Consider the following 13547-nt stretch of genomic DNA (forward strand, 5'->3'; position numbering starts at 1 on the left):
GCCCAAACGGCCTTGGCGCAACAGCGGGCTTTTCCTTCAATCACGGGGGTGCGGGCGGGCCCCGCTACCATCGATCGACACCAGCGACATGAAAGGAACGCAATGAAGGCAGTCTGGAAGGGCGTGACCATCGCCGAGAGCGACGACACGGTGGTCGTCGAGGGTAACCACTACTTCCCCGAGAGCAGCCTGAAGCGCGAATACGTCAGCTTCAGCAACCACCGCACCAGCTGCCCGTGGAAGGGGCAGGCGCACTACTACAGCCTGCTGGTGAACGGCGAGGCGAACCCGGATGCGGTCTGGTATTACCCGCAACCGAGCGAGGCCGCCGCGCAGATCAAGGGCCGGGTCGCGTTCTGGAAAGGCGTGCAGGTCGAGCGTTGAATCCATAAGCCAGGCTGATGGGCTGAGGGCAAGAACCGATGCCCGGCCGGGCACGAAGCTGGCTAGCATCCCGGCACCGCAACCGCAGTCCGAGGATGACCCCATGTCGCTGAAATCCGTTCGTGCACTTTCGCTGCTGGCCCTGTCGATGTCATGTGGCCTGCCGCTGCTCGCACAGGCCGAGACCACGCTCGAGAAGGTCAAGCAGAGCGGCGTGATCGGCGTCGCGTACCGCGAATCGTCGATCCCGTTCTCGTACCTCGACGACAAGGCGCAGCCGGTCGGCTTCGGCGCCGACATCTGCAACAAGGTGGTCGAGGCGGTGAAGAAATCCACCGGCCGCGCCGACCTGAAGGTGCAGCTGCAGGCCGTCACCTCGGCCAACCGCATCCCGCTGCTGCAGAACGGCACGATCGACATCGAGTGCGGTTCCACCACCAACAACAGCGAGCGCGGCAAGCAGGTCGCCTTCGCGACCAACTACTTCTACACCGGCACCCGCTTCCTCGTGAAGGCCGGCACGCCGGTGAAGTCGCTCGCCGACCTGGCCGGCAAGCCCGTCGTGTCGACCACCGGCACCACCAACTACAAGATCCTGCGCAATCTCAACGAGGAGAAGAAGCTCGGCATCGAGCTGCTCGGCGCGAAGGACCATGCCGAGTCGGCGCTGATGGTGCAGACCGGCCGCGCGGTCGCGTTCGGCATGGACGACATCCTGCTGTACGGCCTGAAGGCGAGCGCCGCCAACCCGGCCGAGCTGGCGGTGGTGGGCGAGGCGATCCAGGTCGAGCCGTACGCCATCATGGTGCGGCGCGAGGATCCGGCCTTCAAGAAGCTGGTCGACGACACGATCGCCGCGCTGATCCAGAGCGGCGAGTTCGAGGCGCTCTACAAGAAGTGGTTCCAGTCGCCGATTCCGCCGAAGGGCATCAACCTGCAGGCGCCGATGAGCCAGGAGCTGCGCGACAACCTGAAGGCGCTGAGCGACAAGCCGGCCACCTGAACACGGCCATGAACGACGCAGCGCGCACGCCGCGCAGCGCGGGGCTGGTCGGCGTGCTGGGCGGCATGGGGCCGCTCGCGACGCTCGACTTCCTGCACAAGGTGCTGGCCGCGACGCCGGCCCGCCGCGACCAGGACCATGTGCCGATGATGGTCAGCAGCATTCCGCAGGTGCCCGACCGCACAGCAGCCTTTCGCGGCGACGGCGAATCGCCGCTGCCTGCGCTGCTGGCCTGCGGCGAGCGGCTGGCGGCGGCCGGCGTCGGGCTGCTGGTGCTGCCCTGCAACACCGCGCACCTGTGGTTCGACGACTTGCAGGCGGCGCTCGGCCTGCCGATGCTGCACCTCGCCGATGCGGCGCTGGCCGAGGCCGCCCGCCGCGCGCCCGGCGCCCGCCTCGGGCTGCTCGCCACCGACGCGACGCTCGCCTCGGGCCTGTACCTGAACCGGCCCCAGCCGCGTGCGGTGCAGTGGGTGCTGCCGACCGCGGTCGAGATGGTCGAGCTGGTGATGCCGGGCATCGCCGCGGTGAAGGCCGGCGAGCTGGCGCGCGGCCGCGACGCATTGATGCAGGCCGCGCAGGCGCTGCGGCGGCGCGGCGCCGACGCGCTGGTGCTCGGCTGCACCGAGCTGCCGCTGGTGCTCGACGAAGCGGGCCTCGGCCTGCCGGTGATCGATGCGACCGATGCGCTGGCGCGCGCCGTCGTCGCGTGGTCGCTCACGCAGCGAGAAGCTGAAGCCACCGGCGCGCTGGCGGCATGAAGCACGTCTGCGTGATCGGCGCCGGCGTGGTCGGCAGTGCGACCGCGATGGCGCTCGCGCGCGAGGGCTTCCAGGTGACCTTGGTCGACGCCGCCGACCGCCCCGGCCAGGGCGCCAGCCGCGCCAACGGCGCGCAGCTCAGCTACAGCTATGTGGAGCCGCTCGCCACACCCGCCGCGCTGCGGCAGTTGCCCGGCTGGCTGCTGTCGCGCGACAGCCCGCTGTCGTGGCAGCCGCGCTGGCAGCTGTCGCACTGGTGCTGGCTGGCCGCCTTCATCCGCGCCTGCACGCAGGCGCGCGTGCAGCAGACCACCGAGGCGCTGCTGCGGCTGTCGTTCCTGAGCCGCGACGTGCTGGCGCGCTGGCAACGCGAAGCGCCGGCTGAGCAGCCGCTCGGCGTGCAGGTGCGCCACGCCGGCAAGCTGGTGATCCACCGCGATGCCGGCAAGCGCGACGCGGCGCAGCGACAGGTCGCCTGGCAGGCCCGGTTCGGCTGCCGGCAGCGCGTGCTGGACGCCGAGGCGTGCCGGCGGCAGGAGCCCGMGCTCGCGCACGACCGCGCGCCGATCGCCTTCGGCATCTGGACGCCCGACGAGGCCGTCACCGATGCGCAGCAGCTGAGCCAGGCGCTGGCCACGGCCAGCGGTGCGCGCTGGCGCATGGACACGCGCGTCGCGGGCTTCGTGCAGCGCGATGGCCGCGTGCACGCGCTGCGCTGCGTCGATGCCGGCCGACCCGATCGCGAGCGCGAGATCGAGGCCGATGCCTTCGTCGTCTCGGCCGGCCCCGGCGCCGCCGCGCTGCTGCGGCCGCTCGGCGTGCAGCTGCCGATCGAGCCGATCAAGGGCTACAGCGTCAGCCTGCAGGTCGCGAACGCCGCGCGGGCACCGCAGGTCAGCGTGACCGATGCGGCGCGCAAGCTGGTCTACGCGCGGCTGGGCGAGCGGGTGCGCATCGCGGGCTTCGCCGAGCTGCGCGGTGCCGATCTGCGCATCGATCCGCGCCGCATCCAGGCGATGCTGCAGGCTGCCACCGACACCTTCCCCGGCGCCTTCCAGACCGGCGACCCCGAGCCCTGGGCCGGCCTGCGCCCGTCGACGCCGAGTTCGCGCCCGCTGATCGGCCCGACGCGCATCGGCGGGCTGTGGCTGAACACCGGCCATGGCGCGCTCGGCCTGACGCTCGCGTGCGGCAGCGCTTGGCTGCTGTCGCAGCTGATGCAGGACCGCACACCGTCGATCGACGCGACGCCGTTCAGGCTGCCGGGCTGACGACGCGGCGGAACGCGTCGATCAGGTCGTCGACCGGCTGCGGCGAACGCTCGCCCTGCGGCAGCAGCGCGCTGATGACGACCGGCACCTCGGGCACCAGCGTGCGCACCTGCAGCGTGTCGTCGGCCGCCGCGGCGGTGAACGAATCGATCAGCGCCGGCCCGAAGCCCTGCGCCGCGAGCGTCATCGCGATGTGGTGCGTCTGCACGGTGATGCCCCCTTCGGGGGCGAGGCCTTCGCGGGCGCATTGCTCGGCGAGCATCGCGCCGATCGGGTCGCGCTCGTCGATGCGGATGAAGCTGCTGCGCAGCACCTCGGCCAGCTCGACGGTGCTGCGCCGGTCGCCGCTGCGCGCCGCAGACACGCACACCATGCGCCCCTGCGCGACCGGCACCTGCTGTACCGCGGGATGCTGGCCGGGGCCGAACACGATGCCGACATCGCCCTCCTGCAGCGCGATGGCCTGTGCGATCTCCGGCGAGTGCAGCGTGCGGATCGCCACCGGCAGCGACGGATGGCGTTGGCGGAACAGCGCCAGCGCCTGCGGCAGCGCATGCACCGCGAGCGACGGCACCACCAGGATGCGCAGCGCCGCCTGCTGGCCGCCGCGCAGCGCGCCGGCCAGGCGCCGCACCGATTCGAGCTGCGAGACCAGCCGCTGCACCTCGGGGTACAGCGCCTGCGCCTCGCGCGTCGGCACCAGCCGGTTGCGCTGGCGCGTGAAGAGCGCGTAGCCGAGTTGCAACTCGGCATGCTGCAGCGTCTGCGTGACGGCCGGCTGCGTGACGTGCAGCAGGCGCGCGGCCCCGCTCACGGTGCCGGTCAGCATGATGGCGTTGAAGACTTCGACGTGCTTGATGCGCATGGCGCGGGGAGTATCGCCTTCTCGATGCCTCTCAGCCGCGCCGCACCGAACGCACCAGCATCAGGTCRCCGATCTTGCGCATCGGCACCGTGAAGGTCTCGCGCCGCTCGGCGCCGGTGTTCTCGTCGAACACCAGCGTCACGCGGGCGGTGATCACCGGCTGCTGGCGCGTCGACTCGTCGAAGTGGTAGCCGCCCGGCCCGAAGTTGCCCCAGTAGTTGACGTACACGTGGTACACGCCCGGCATCGGCGCGGTCATCGAGAACATCTCCGGCCCGGCACCGTCGACGCTGTCGACATCGAGCCCGCCGCCGTTGGTGAGCACCGGCGCCGCGAAGAACGCGTGCTGGCCGTCCGGCGTGATCACGTGCAGGTCGAGCTCGGCCTGCGGGTCGTCCCAGGCCAGGATGATGCGGATCTTCGCGAGGCTCTTCAGCCGGTTCGCCTCGTAGAACTGCACGCGCTTGCGACTGTGGCCCTCGGCGTCGCGGATCTCGATGCCGTTCGAGCCGGGGCCGAAGGCATACGGCCGCGCGAAGCGGCCGTCATCGCCGGTGTACAGCGGCATCGCATTGCCGTTGACCACCATCGTCGGCGTGCCGCGCGCGTTACCGACCTGCTTCAGCCGGCCCTCGATCAGCGTGCGCCCGCGCTGGCCGCCGCGCTCGATCAGGTTGTTCGGGTAGGCGTAGCTGACGCGGCCGGGGTCGTCGGAGATGCCGCTGTAGGTCCAGCCGCCGGGCGGGTGCGTCATCGTCACCTCCGGGTCGGCATGGGCCGGGCCCATCGCGGTGCCGAGTGCCGCGGCGGCCAGCCCCGCAAGCAGCCTGCGTTTCATGGCACCAGGAACGAATGCACCAGCGTCAGCTCGCCCGGCTTGCGCATCGGCACGCGAAACACCTGCTGCTTCTCGCGCGGCGTGCCTTCGTCCTCGACGATCGCAACCTGCGCGGTGGTGATCACGTCGCGCCGCTCGCCGGCGCCGTAGTAGTTGACGAACACGTGGTACGCGCCGCGCACCGGGCTGGGCGTCGCGAAGATCTCGGGGCCGAAGCCGGTCGTCACGTCGACATCGAGCGCGCCGCCGTTGCCGGCCACGCGCGCGCCGTAGAACACATGCTCGCCGTCGGGCGAGACGACGTGCAGGTCGAGATCGGTGTTGTCGCTGTCCCAGCTCAGCACGACGCGCAGGCGCGTCGGCACGCGGCCGGCCTGCGCCTCGTAGAACTGCGTGCGCTTGACCGGCCCGCCGCCGGGTGCGCGCACCTCGACGCCGTGGCTGCCGCTGCCGAACGACCAGGGCCGCGCGAAGCCGCCGTCTTCATCCGTCGACAGCGGCATCGCGACCCCGTCGACCACCAGCCGCGCCGGCTGGCGCGCCCCGTCGGCACGGGCCTTCGCGGCCGCGCCGATGTGCCCGCGGATCAGCGCGGTGGCCGAGCGGCCGTTGACGTTGACGCTGGCCGCCGGGTAGTGGACTTCCTGCACGAAGTCGCGCTGGCGCGGCGGCGCACTGCGCCAGCCGGAGGTCGGCGCGTCGATCACGGCCTGTGCCGCGGCACCGGTGGCCGAAGCGGCCAGCACGAGGGGAATGAGCATCTTCATGAATCGGCCAGTCGTTGAGCCAGTTGTTCGATGTAGGCCTCGTCCTGGCCGCGCGGATGGTCGCGGAAGGCGAGGTGCAGGTATTCGTGGATCAGCGTCACGCGCCCTTCGCGGCTCAGCCACTCGCGCACGCGGATCTCCAGCCGCCGCTGGTCGGAGTGCGGCGTGCCCATCGCGAGCTGGCACACGCGCAGCTCGGGGCCGAGCGGCTGGTAGCCGGCCTCGCGGCGCAGCAGCTCGCGCCAGCGCTGCTGGCGCTGCAGCAGCCAGTCGTGCGCCTGCGGCACCGCCTCGCAATCGGCGGCGACCTGTGCGCCGGCCAGCGTCATGCCGGGCCAGGCCTTGCGGAGGATGGTTTCGAAGCCGTCGCCGCGGCGGCTCGCCGTCACCGCGGCCTGCCACGACAGCACGCCGGGCGAGGCCTGGTCGCGGTGGTAGCGCACCACGGCACCGGCCACCACCAGGCCGTCGGTGAAGGCCGCCGCCGCGCGCGCCGCCTCGCTCGGCGGGTTCGGGCTGACGCGCTGCGTGCGGCTGTCGTCGGCGATCTGCCGGCAGGCCTCGGCCTGCGGCGCGTTCTGCAGCACGTAGGTGCGCGCGGCGATGGCCAGCGCCCGGGCGGCTTCGAGCTCGGTCGCGCGGCCTTCCCGGTCGACGACGCGGGCGACGTAGTCCTCCAGCGGCAGCCGGGCATCGATCACCGGGCCGTCGCGTTCCAGGCGAAGTTGCAGCGCCGGCACCGCATCGACCGGCAGCTGCGTGCCGTTGCGGAATGCGATGCGGTGGCGGCCATTCAGCGGGCCGGCGGGTGCCTCGCTGCCATCGGCCCGCAGCACCGCGCGGATCGGGTAGCGCTGGAAGAAGCGCACGTCGATGCACGGTTGCGCCGCCAGCGCGGCGGCGTCGGCGCGCGGCGCGGCGAGCCCGTGGGCCGACCACTGCCGCGCGATCCACGCCGCCTGTGACTGCAATGCGGTGCGGCTGGTGCCGGCGGCGCCGAACCAGAACGGCGTGCCGTCGGCCAGCCAGCCGACGGCACCACCGGCACGCTCGCCATCGATGCGCCACGACCAGGTCTTGTAGCGCGGGCCACCGCCGAGCGCTGCCAGCACCGCGGTATCGCGCGTGGCCGACGGCAGCAGCGCCTGCCGCGCCGCCAGGCGCGACGCCGCCGGCACATGGCGCAGCGCCTGCAGCAGCTCGGGCAGCGCGACCTCGGTGCCGGGCTGCATCGCGTCCAGCCGCTGCAGCCAGGCCGGCGCCTGCTGCTCGCGCCAGAAGCGCGCCCAGTCGTCGGGCGACAGCGCCAGCCGCTTCGGTTCGAAATACGGACCGCAGGAACGCGCGAGCGCCTCGTCGCGCCCGACGGAGGCGCCAGGGTCGCAGCAGTAGTCATCGTCGGGCGGCCGCTGCGCCGCCGTGCAGCGGTAGGCCGGCTCCTGCTCGCCGCGCGCCACCAGGTAGCCGTGCACGAACAGCTTCCAGGTGCTGCCGAGCGGCATGCGCGGCAGCGAAGCGAGCGGCTGCGCACCCTCCCCGCTGCGCTGCAACGCACTCGTCTGGTCGCCTTGCAGCCACGCCAGCCGGGTGGCAGGCGCCGCCTGCACGCTGCAGGCAGCGAACAGGGCAATGGCGATCGGGAAGCGGATGAACATGCCGACCTCAGCGCACCTCGACGGTGGACCAGGCGCCGCTCTCGTCGACGCCCTTGGCCTCCGGCTGGTACATGCGGTGCACACGCGACGGCGGCAGCTTGAACTGGCCGCGCTGCGCGAAGCGCACCAGGTGGCGCAGCGTCACCGAGCCGCCGGCCTCGAGCTTCTCGACCGGCACGGCATAGCCCTGCGGCGTTGGCTCGTGCCGCGCACGTTCCAGCGGCTGGCCGCTCAGGTCCAGGCCCCAGGTGCTGGCCTCCACCGCGGCGCCGGGCGGCAGCGCCACCTCGAGCAGCGCCCAGCGCATCGCCTTCGGCGCACCGAGCGTGACCTGGTCCAGGTACAGCGCGTTGGTGTCCAGCGGCGTGCCGGGCTCGACCCGTTCCAGCGTGACGTTCATGCGGGCGTTGTCGGGCGAGGCTTGCTGCCCGGCCGGCTGCGACGCCGCCGCCGGCTTCGCTTCCGTCACCACGCGCCACAGCGTGCGCTTGATGCTGACCGGCAGCGCCGGGGCCTGCGCCTCGCGGCTCTCGTAGCTGACGTAGGCCCAGGCCGCCTTGGCACCGGCCGGCAGCGCGAGCGTCGCCGGCAGGGCGGCCCCGGCCGGCAGCGTCCACGTGACGTCGCCGCTGCTGCTGATGCTGCGCTGCCACGGTGCGGCCAGTGTCACGCCATCGGCGGCTGCCTCCGGCTTGCGGCCGAGCGCGCGCTGCAGCCACAGCAAGGTCTGCGCGCGATCGAAGGTCGGCATGTCGGCGCCCACCTGGCCCAGCAGCTCGCCGGCCTTCTCGGTGCCGCTGCGGCGCGTCGCCATCAGCAGCGACTGCACGAACGGCGACGGCGAGTCGCCGAGTCGCGCGGCGGCCGCATCGCCCGCCGCGCGCTCGTCGACCGTGACCGAGCCTTTCGCCCGCAGCGCGGTGTCGAGCGCCAGCACCAGCGCGATGTCGCGCGAACCGGCGGCGGGCCCCTCCGTCATCACCCAGCTGCCATCCCGCATCGAGGCCGGCACGGGCGCGGCCGCCTGAGCGCCCAGTTCCTCGATCAGGCTCGCATTCATCGCGCCCACCGACAACCCCATCTCCTGCATCCACGACAGCACCAGTGCCCGCTGGATCCGCGGCAGCGCGCTGCCCTCCTTCGCATACACGTCCAGCAGCCGCTGCCAGTGCTCGTCGGGCAGGCTGGTGCGCAGCGCCTGCGTCGCACGCCAGTCGGCGTAGTAGGCATACGCGGTCAGGAAGGCGTCGTCGCTCATGCCGCGACCCCACCAGCCGAAGCGCGCCTGCGGGCCGGCCATCTGCGCGAGCGACAGCCGCGCCGTCGACAGCCGCTGCGTCAACTGCGGCGCGAGCGGCTGCTGCGCTGGCGACAGCGACTGCAGCGCGATCGACAGCGGCAGCATGCGGCTGGCCGTCTGCTCGACGCAGCCGTACGGGAAGTCGATCAGGTCCTCCATCCAGCGGTTGAAGGCACCGGCCGCCGCATCCTGCGCGAAGGCCACCCGCACGCGGGTCGCGTCCGGCGGCAGCTTCAGCGCGGCGCTGCCGCTGCTGATGTCGAGCGCCTGCTCGCGCGCGGCGCGCCAGGCCACCGGCAGCCGCTGCAGCGTGGTGTCGAGCTGGTCGACGACGCGGCCGTCCTGGCGCAGCAGCAGGCTGACGCCGGCCGCACCGATGCGATCCGCCGCGATCGGCAGCGCGATGAAGTTGATGCCCGGCTGCACGCTCAGCGTGTCCTTGCGCTCGACGCCCGGCCCGCGCGCCTCCCATTCGATGCGCGCCGGCTTGCCGGTCTGGTTGAACAGCGCGATCGAGGCCTGCGCGCGGTCGCCCTCGCGCTGCCAGTCGGGGCTGGTCCACTTGGCGTAGAACGGCTTGTCCGAGCGCACCCAGCCGACCTGCTGGCCGACCGCGCCGCCGGCCTGCATCGCCCGCGCGGTGATGCGCCAGCGCGTCAGCGAATCGGGCATGCGGAACGTGAACCGTGCATGGCCGTCCGCATCGGTCGCGAGCCGCGGCTCCCAGGCCGCCGTGTCGACGTTGTCGCGCCGCGGACGCTCCAGCACCTTGACCGCGCGCTGGTTCACCTGGCGTGACGACGGCAGCACGCCGAGCTTGCTGGTCGCGAGGTCGTAGCCGATGAAGGACAGGCTGGCGCTGGTGCGCACGTTGTTGCGCCGCGGGTGGTAGAAGAAATCCTCGATGGCCGGTGCGATCTCCGGTTGCAGCACGTAGATCATCTCGTCGACCACGCCCACCGCCACCTCGGCCGCCACCGGCTGGCCGTTCAGGCGCGTGTCGATGTCGACGGTGACGGTGTCGCCCGGCGCGTAGACCGGCTTGTCGGTGCGCACGCCGACCGCGACGCGCGGCTGCTCGACCATCAGCCCCTGGTTCTGGAACACGTAGTCGCCGTTCTTCACGTAGGCGACCGAGACGGTCATGTTGGGGCTCATGGCCTCGCGCACCGGCAGCGTCAGCTTCCATTGCGTGGGCCCCAGCCGCTCGCTCCTGACCCAGTCGGCCGGCTGGCCGAGCACGGCCGTCGCCTCGACGCGGTCGCGCTCCAGCGTCAGCAGCGCGTTGTCGACCGGCTCCGGAAAGCCGAGCAGCAGCTCGGCGGTGTCGCCGGCGCGGTAGGCGGCGCGGTTGAACACCATCGTGACGCTGCCGGCCGGTGCCTTCAGGCCGTCGCCGCTGACCCAGTGGGAGGTGGCCGCGACGATGCGGCCCTTGTCGTCGCGCAGCGTCACGGTGTAGGCGCCGGGCTGCGGGAAGCGCAGGCTCAGCGCATCGCCGGCCGCGGCCGGCATCGCGCCCGATTCCTTCGCGCGGTTCTCGAGCCGCAGCCACTCCCAGCGCGCCGGGCGCGCACCGTCGGCCGCGGCCTGCGCGCCGGCGCTGACCTTGAAGGCCACCGCCTCGCCGGGCGTCGAGAACTGGCGTTCCGGCGTCAGCTTGTACGAGCCGCTGCCGCGCTCGATCAGGATCTCCTTCGAGGCGCGCACGCGCCAGGCCGCGCCGTCGGTCGCGAGCGCCGTCAGCAGGTAGCGGCTCGGCTCGGTGGCCGGCGGCAGCGAGAAGCTCGCGACGCCGCTGCCGTCGGTCTGCAGCTCGTCCTGCGTCAGCTTGAGCGGGAACTGGCCGCTGTAGTCCAGCTCGCCCTCGACCATCGTCAGCTTCTGCGCGCGCGCCGTCAGGCTGACGCGGGCATGGGCCACCGGCTTGCCGTCCGGGTAGTTCAGCTGCAGCTTGCCGCCGATGCGGTCGCCGGTCGCGAAGTCGGGCTTGTCGGCCAGCAGCGTGATCTCGAAATGCGGCTTCTGGTAGTCGGCAACGCGGAAGGCCGCGGTGTAGACGTCCTCGCCCATAGCGAGGCGCAGCTCGTAGCCGCCGGCGGCCGCGTTGTCGGGCAGCGCGAAGCGGGTGTCGGCCCCCTGCGTGCCGCTGAAGCGCAGCGACTGCGTCGCGATCATCTGGCCGGCCGGGTCGAGCGCCTGCAGCGCGAGCGGCCCGTCCTTCAGGCTCACCGATTCGCGGGCACTCCGGAACTCGCGGCCGCTCACCTTCACCTGCACCCAGTCACCGGGGCGGTACAGCGGGCGGTCGGTGACGGCGTAGACCTTGGCCGCGTAGATCTCGCTGTCGTAGTAGAAGTTTTCGGAGATGAAGACGCCGCCAGCCGGGTCTTCGCCGAACACGTAGGTCTGCTCGGGCGCCTTGCGGTCCAGCCGCACCAGGCCCTGCGCATCGGCCGCGCCGCTCTTCAGCACGCCGATGCCGTCGGTCCACACCACGCGCGTCTTCGGCACCGCGGCACCGTTGCCGCGCTGTGCGGCCCACACCAGCATCTGCTCGCCCGACACCTTGGTCAGCGCGACGGTGTCGCTGACGAACAGCAGCGTCGTCGCGCGGTGCCGGCCGGCGATCGCCTCGACCAGGTACAGGCCGGGCGCGCGCTTGCCGATCGGCACCCAGACGTTGCCCTGCGACGGGTTGATGAACTCGCTGCTGCTGCCGGCCAGCTTCAGGTCCTTCGGCGGCTCGATCGGCCTGGCGGCCTGCACCGGGTAGCGGAAGCGCTCGATCACCGTGAGGCCGGCGATCGGCTTGAACTGCGGCGGCTCCTCGAAGGTGGACGGCTTCGTCAGTTCCTTCGGCGTCTTCAGCTGCGGCGCCTGCGCGGTGACGGCCTGGCGCGCGTCGCTGGAGAACAGCTTCTGCCACGCGAGGCGCGACTTGACGGACCAGTTGTCCCACAGGTGCGTCAGCGTGTTCGACAGGCCCGGCTCGGCCGGCCGCGCATCGACCTGCACGCGGTGCAGGTGCTTCTGGCGTTGCAGGAAGTCGAGCGGCTGCGGGATGCGGTAGACCAGCACGTCGACGCCGCCGGCCTGCTCCAGCATCTGCGGCGAGTTCACCTCGAGCCGCACCTTCGCGAGCTCGGTGCTGCCGAAGGTCGCGTCCGACAGCAGGAAGAAGGGCTCGCCGGAGAACGGTGCCCAGGCATTCGGCAACGGCATCGGTGACGACGGTGCCGCTGGCGCCACGGGCGGCAGCGCGAGCAGCGCCACCAGAGCGAGTGCGGGCCAGGAGATCTTGTGCAGGTGCTTCATGCGAGGAACGCCAGTCGATGGACGCCCGAGAAGTTGGGGTTGTCGTCGGAAGGCCGCCAGCGCGTGTCCTTCCATCCGAGGAGCTGGTCCGCGCGCACTGCGCGCAGGCCGTTGTCGTTGGCTTCGATGCGGCCGGTGTGGTACGCGATGTAGCGGCCCATCCAGACCATCAGGTGCTGCTCGTCGCCGAAGTCGTAGAACAGCAGGTCGCCGGCCACCGCCTGCGTCAGCTGGCGCGCGACCGGGCGKGTGTTCTCCTGCACCAGCTCGAGCGCGCCGACGAAGGCATCGCGCGTGCCGTCGGCGCGGCGCCACGCATGGCGCAGGCCCTGGCTGCTGCCGGCCTCGAGGTCGGGCGGCAGGCGCGTGCCGAGCAGGCCGTTGGCGCGCTTCCACGCCAGGTCGTGCTCGCGCAGCGATTCGGCGACCGCGAAGCGCACCAGGCCGGCGCAGTCGCGGTGCGTCCAGCGCGGCGTCGGGCCGCGTTCGATCTGCGCATGGATCAGCAGCGTCATCCAGTCGCGGAAACGCTGCGACTGCTCGCGGTCGAGCCGCGTCGGCGCGGCGTGGCCGGCGCTCGCGGCCAGGGCGCCGGCGAGCAGCAGCGCGCGCCGGGTCAGCATCGGGCGATCCATCGGGTGGCCCATCAGCGGGCTTTCGACGCCAGCGACTGCCACTCGACCGCGACCCAGCCGTTCGCATCGGGCGGGCCATCGGCCACCGCCCGCGACAGCGGCAGCTTCGCGAGCGCATCGAGCCGCGGCACCAGCTGGCGCTCGGCCGCCTGGCGGAACAGCTCCTGCTCGGGCGGCAGCACCTCGAAGGCCTCGCGCCGGGCCAGTTCGGCCACCTGGCGCGGCGCGATCACGGCCAGCGTCGCACGGGCGGCCGGCAGGCTGTCGGCGACGCTCGGGAAGCGCCGGGCCTGGGCATCGAGCGCCTGGTCGACCAGCGCATCGTCGGGCGAGAACGTGATCCAGCGGCCCTGGCGCGCGAGCGTCGGACGGTAGGTGGTGGCCGCGTCATCGCCATGCGGGCCCCAGGGCGCCTTGACCTCGCGCTGCCAGCGGTTGCTGCCGGCCCGTGCGGCCGGTGTCAGCTTGGTGGACTTCGCGGGCAGCAGCCAGTCGGTCAGCGCGTCGAGCGAGGCCGACGGATCGGCGGCGCCTTCCTTCATCTGCGCGACGACCAGCGGCGTCTGGAACTGCGACCGCGGGTACCAGCAGATCGCGGCCGGCCCCTCCAGTTGGTCGGCCAGCGCCGTCCAGCCGGGCGAACCAGCCACCGCCTTGGCACGCGCCCAGTCGGCCGGCAGCAGCGTGCAGGCGGCCGGGTTGGCCGGCACGGCCGACCACAGCGCGCGGTCGGCCGGCGCGGCCGGCAGC

Annotated in this window: 11 protein-coding genes; 4 read left to right on the plus strand and 7 right to left on the minus strand. The window is 72.4% G+C overall.

The window, feature by feature from the left end; translation table 11 throughout:
- Positions 1 to 102: 102 nt before the first annotated feature.
- The 4 genes from AC1D15_RS00845 to AC1D15_RS00860 all read left to right on the plus strand — a co-directional run bounded on the left by AC1D15_RS00845 (position 103) and on the right by AC1D15_RS00860 (position 3419).
- On the plus strand, positions 103 to 384 hold the full coding sequence (locus tag AC1D15_RS00845) for a DUF427 domain-containing protein (protein ID WP_047503591.1): 282 nt from the start codon (positions 103 to 105) through the stop codon (positions 382 to 384).
- A 103-nt stretch (positions 385 to 487) separates the two neighbouring features.
- Positions 488 to 1387, plus strand: a complete 900-nt coding sequence (locus tag AC1D15_RS00850; RefSeq protein ID WP_465110038.1) for a transporter substrate-binding domain-containing protein — start codon at positions 488 to 490, stop codon at positions 1385 to 1387.
- 8 nt (positions 1388 to 1395) lie between these two features.
- Positions 1396 to 2148 carry a cysteate racemase gene (gene cuyB, locus AC1D15_RS00855; protein WP_477824546.1) on the plus strand — a complete coding sequence of 251 codons (753 nt, stop codon included), beginning with the start codon at positions 1396 to 1398 and terminating at the stop codon, positions 2146 to 2148.
- Positions 2145 to 3419, plus strand: a complete 1275-nt coding sequence (locus AC1D15_RS00860) for a D-amino acid dehydrogenase (RefSeq protein ID WP_477824547.1) — start codon at positions 2145 to 2147, stop codon at positions 3417 to 3419. The genes cuyB and AC1D15_RS00860 overlap by 4 nt, the downstream gene beginning before the upstream one ends.
- Here the strand turns inward: AC1D15_RS00860 and AC1D15_RS00865 are convergent.
- From AC1D15_RS00865 to AC1D15_RS00895, 7 genes are all read right to left on the minus strand, one after another.
- A complete protein-coding gene (locus tag AC1D15_RS00865; RefSeq protein WP_477824548.1) occupies positions 3403 to 4284 on the minus strand; it encodes a LysR family transcriptional regulator in 882 nt (293 codons plus the stop codon). The genes AC1D15_RS00860 and AC1D15_RS00865 overlap by 17 nt on opposite strands.
- Before the next feature lie 31 nt (positions 4285 to 4315).
- On the minus strand, positions 4316 to 5122 hold the full coding sequence (locus AC1D15_RS00870) for a YfaP family protein (RefSeq protein ID WP_477824549.1): 807 nt from the start codon (positions 5120 to 5122) through the stop codon (positions 4316 to 4318).
- Entirely contained in the window at positions 5119 to 5883 is a 765-nt protein-coding gene (locus tag AC1D15_RS00875) for a YfaP family protein (protein WP_477824550.1), read from the minus strand. Before AC1D15_RS00875 ends, AC1D15_RS00870 begins: the two co-directional genes overlap by 4 nt.
- Before the next feature lie 2 nt (positions 5884 to 5885).
- Positions 5886 to 7544, minus strand: coding sequence for a DUF2300 domain-containing protein (locus tag AC1D15_RS00880; RefSeq protein WP_477824551.1), 1659 nt, complete (start codon positions 7542 to 7544; stop codon positions 5886 to 5888).
- Between the two features lie 7 nt (positions 7545 to 7551).
- Positions 7552 to 12162: an MG2 domain-containing protein gene (locus AC1D15_RS00885; RefSeq protein ID WP_477824552.1), complete on the minus strand. Its 4611-nt coding sequence runs from the start codon at positions 12160 to 12162 to the stop codon at positions 7552 to 7554.
- Positions 12159 to 12797, minus strand: coding sequence for a DUF1175 family protein (locus AC1D15_RS00890; RefSeq protein ID WP_047503611.1), 639 nt, complete (start codon positions 12795 to 12797; stop codon positions 12159 to 12161). The genes AC1D15_RS00885 and AC1D15_RS00890 overlap by 4 nt, the downstream gene beginning before the upstream one ends.
- 11 nt (positions 12798 to 12808) lie before the next feature.
- On the minus strand, positions 12809 to 13547 hold a 739-nt coding region (locus tag AC1D15_RS00895), incomplete at its 5' end, for a DUF2138 family protein (RefSeq protein ID WP_477824553.1).

It is taken from the genome of Rhizobacter sp. P2_H2 (genome assembly GCF_056403375.1).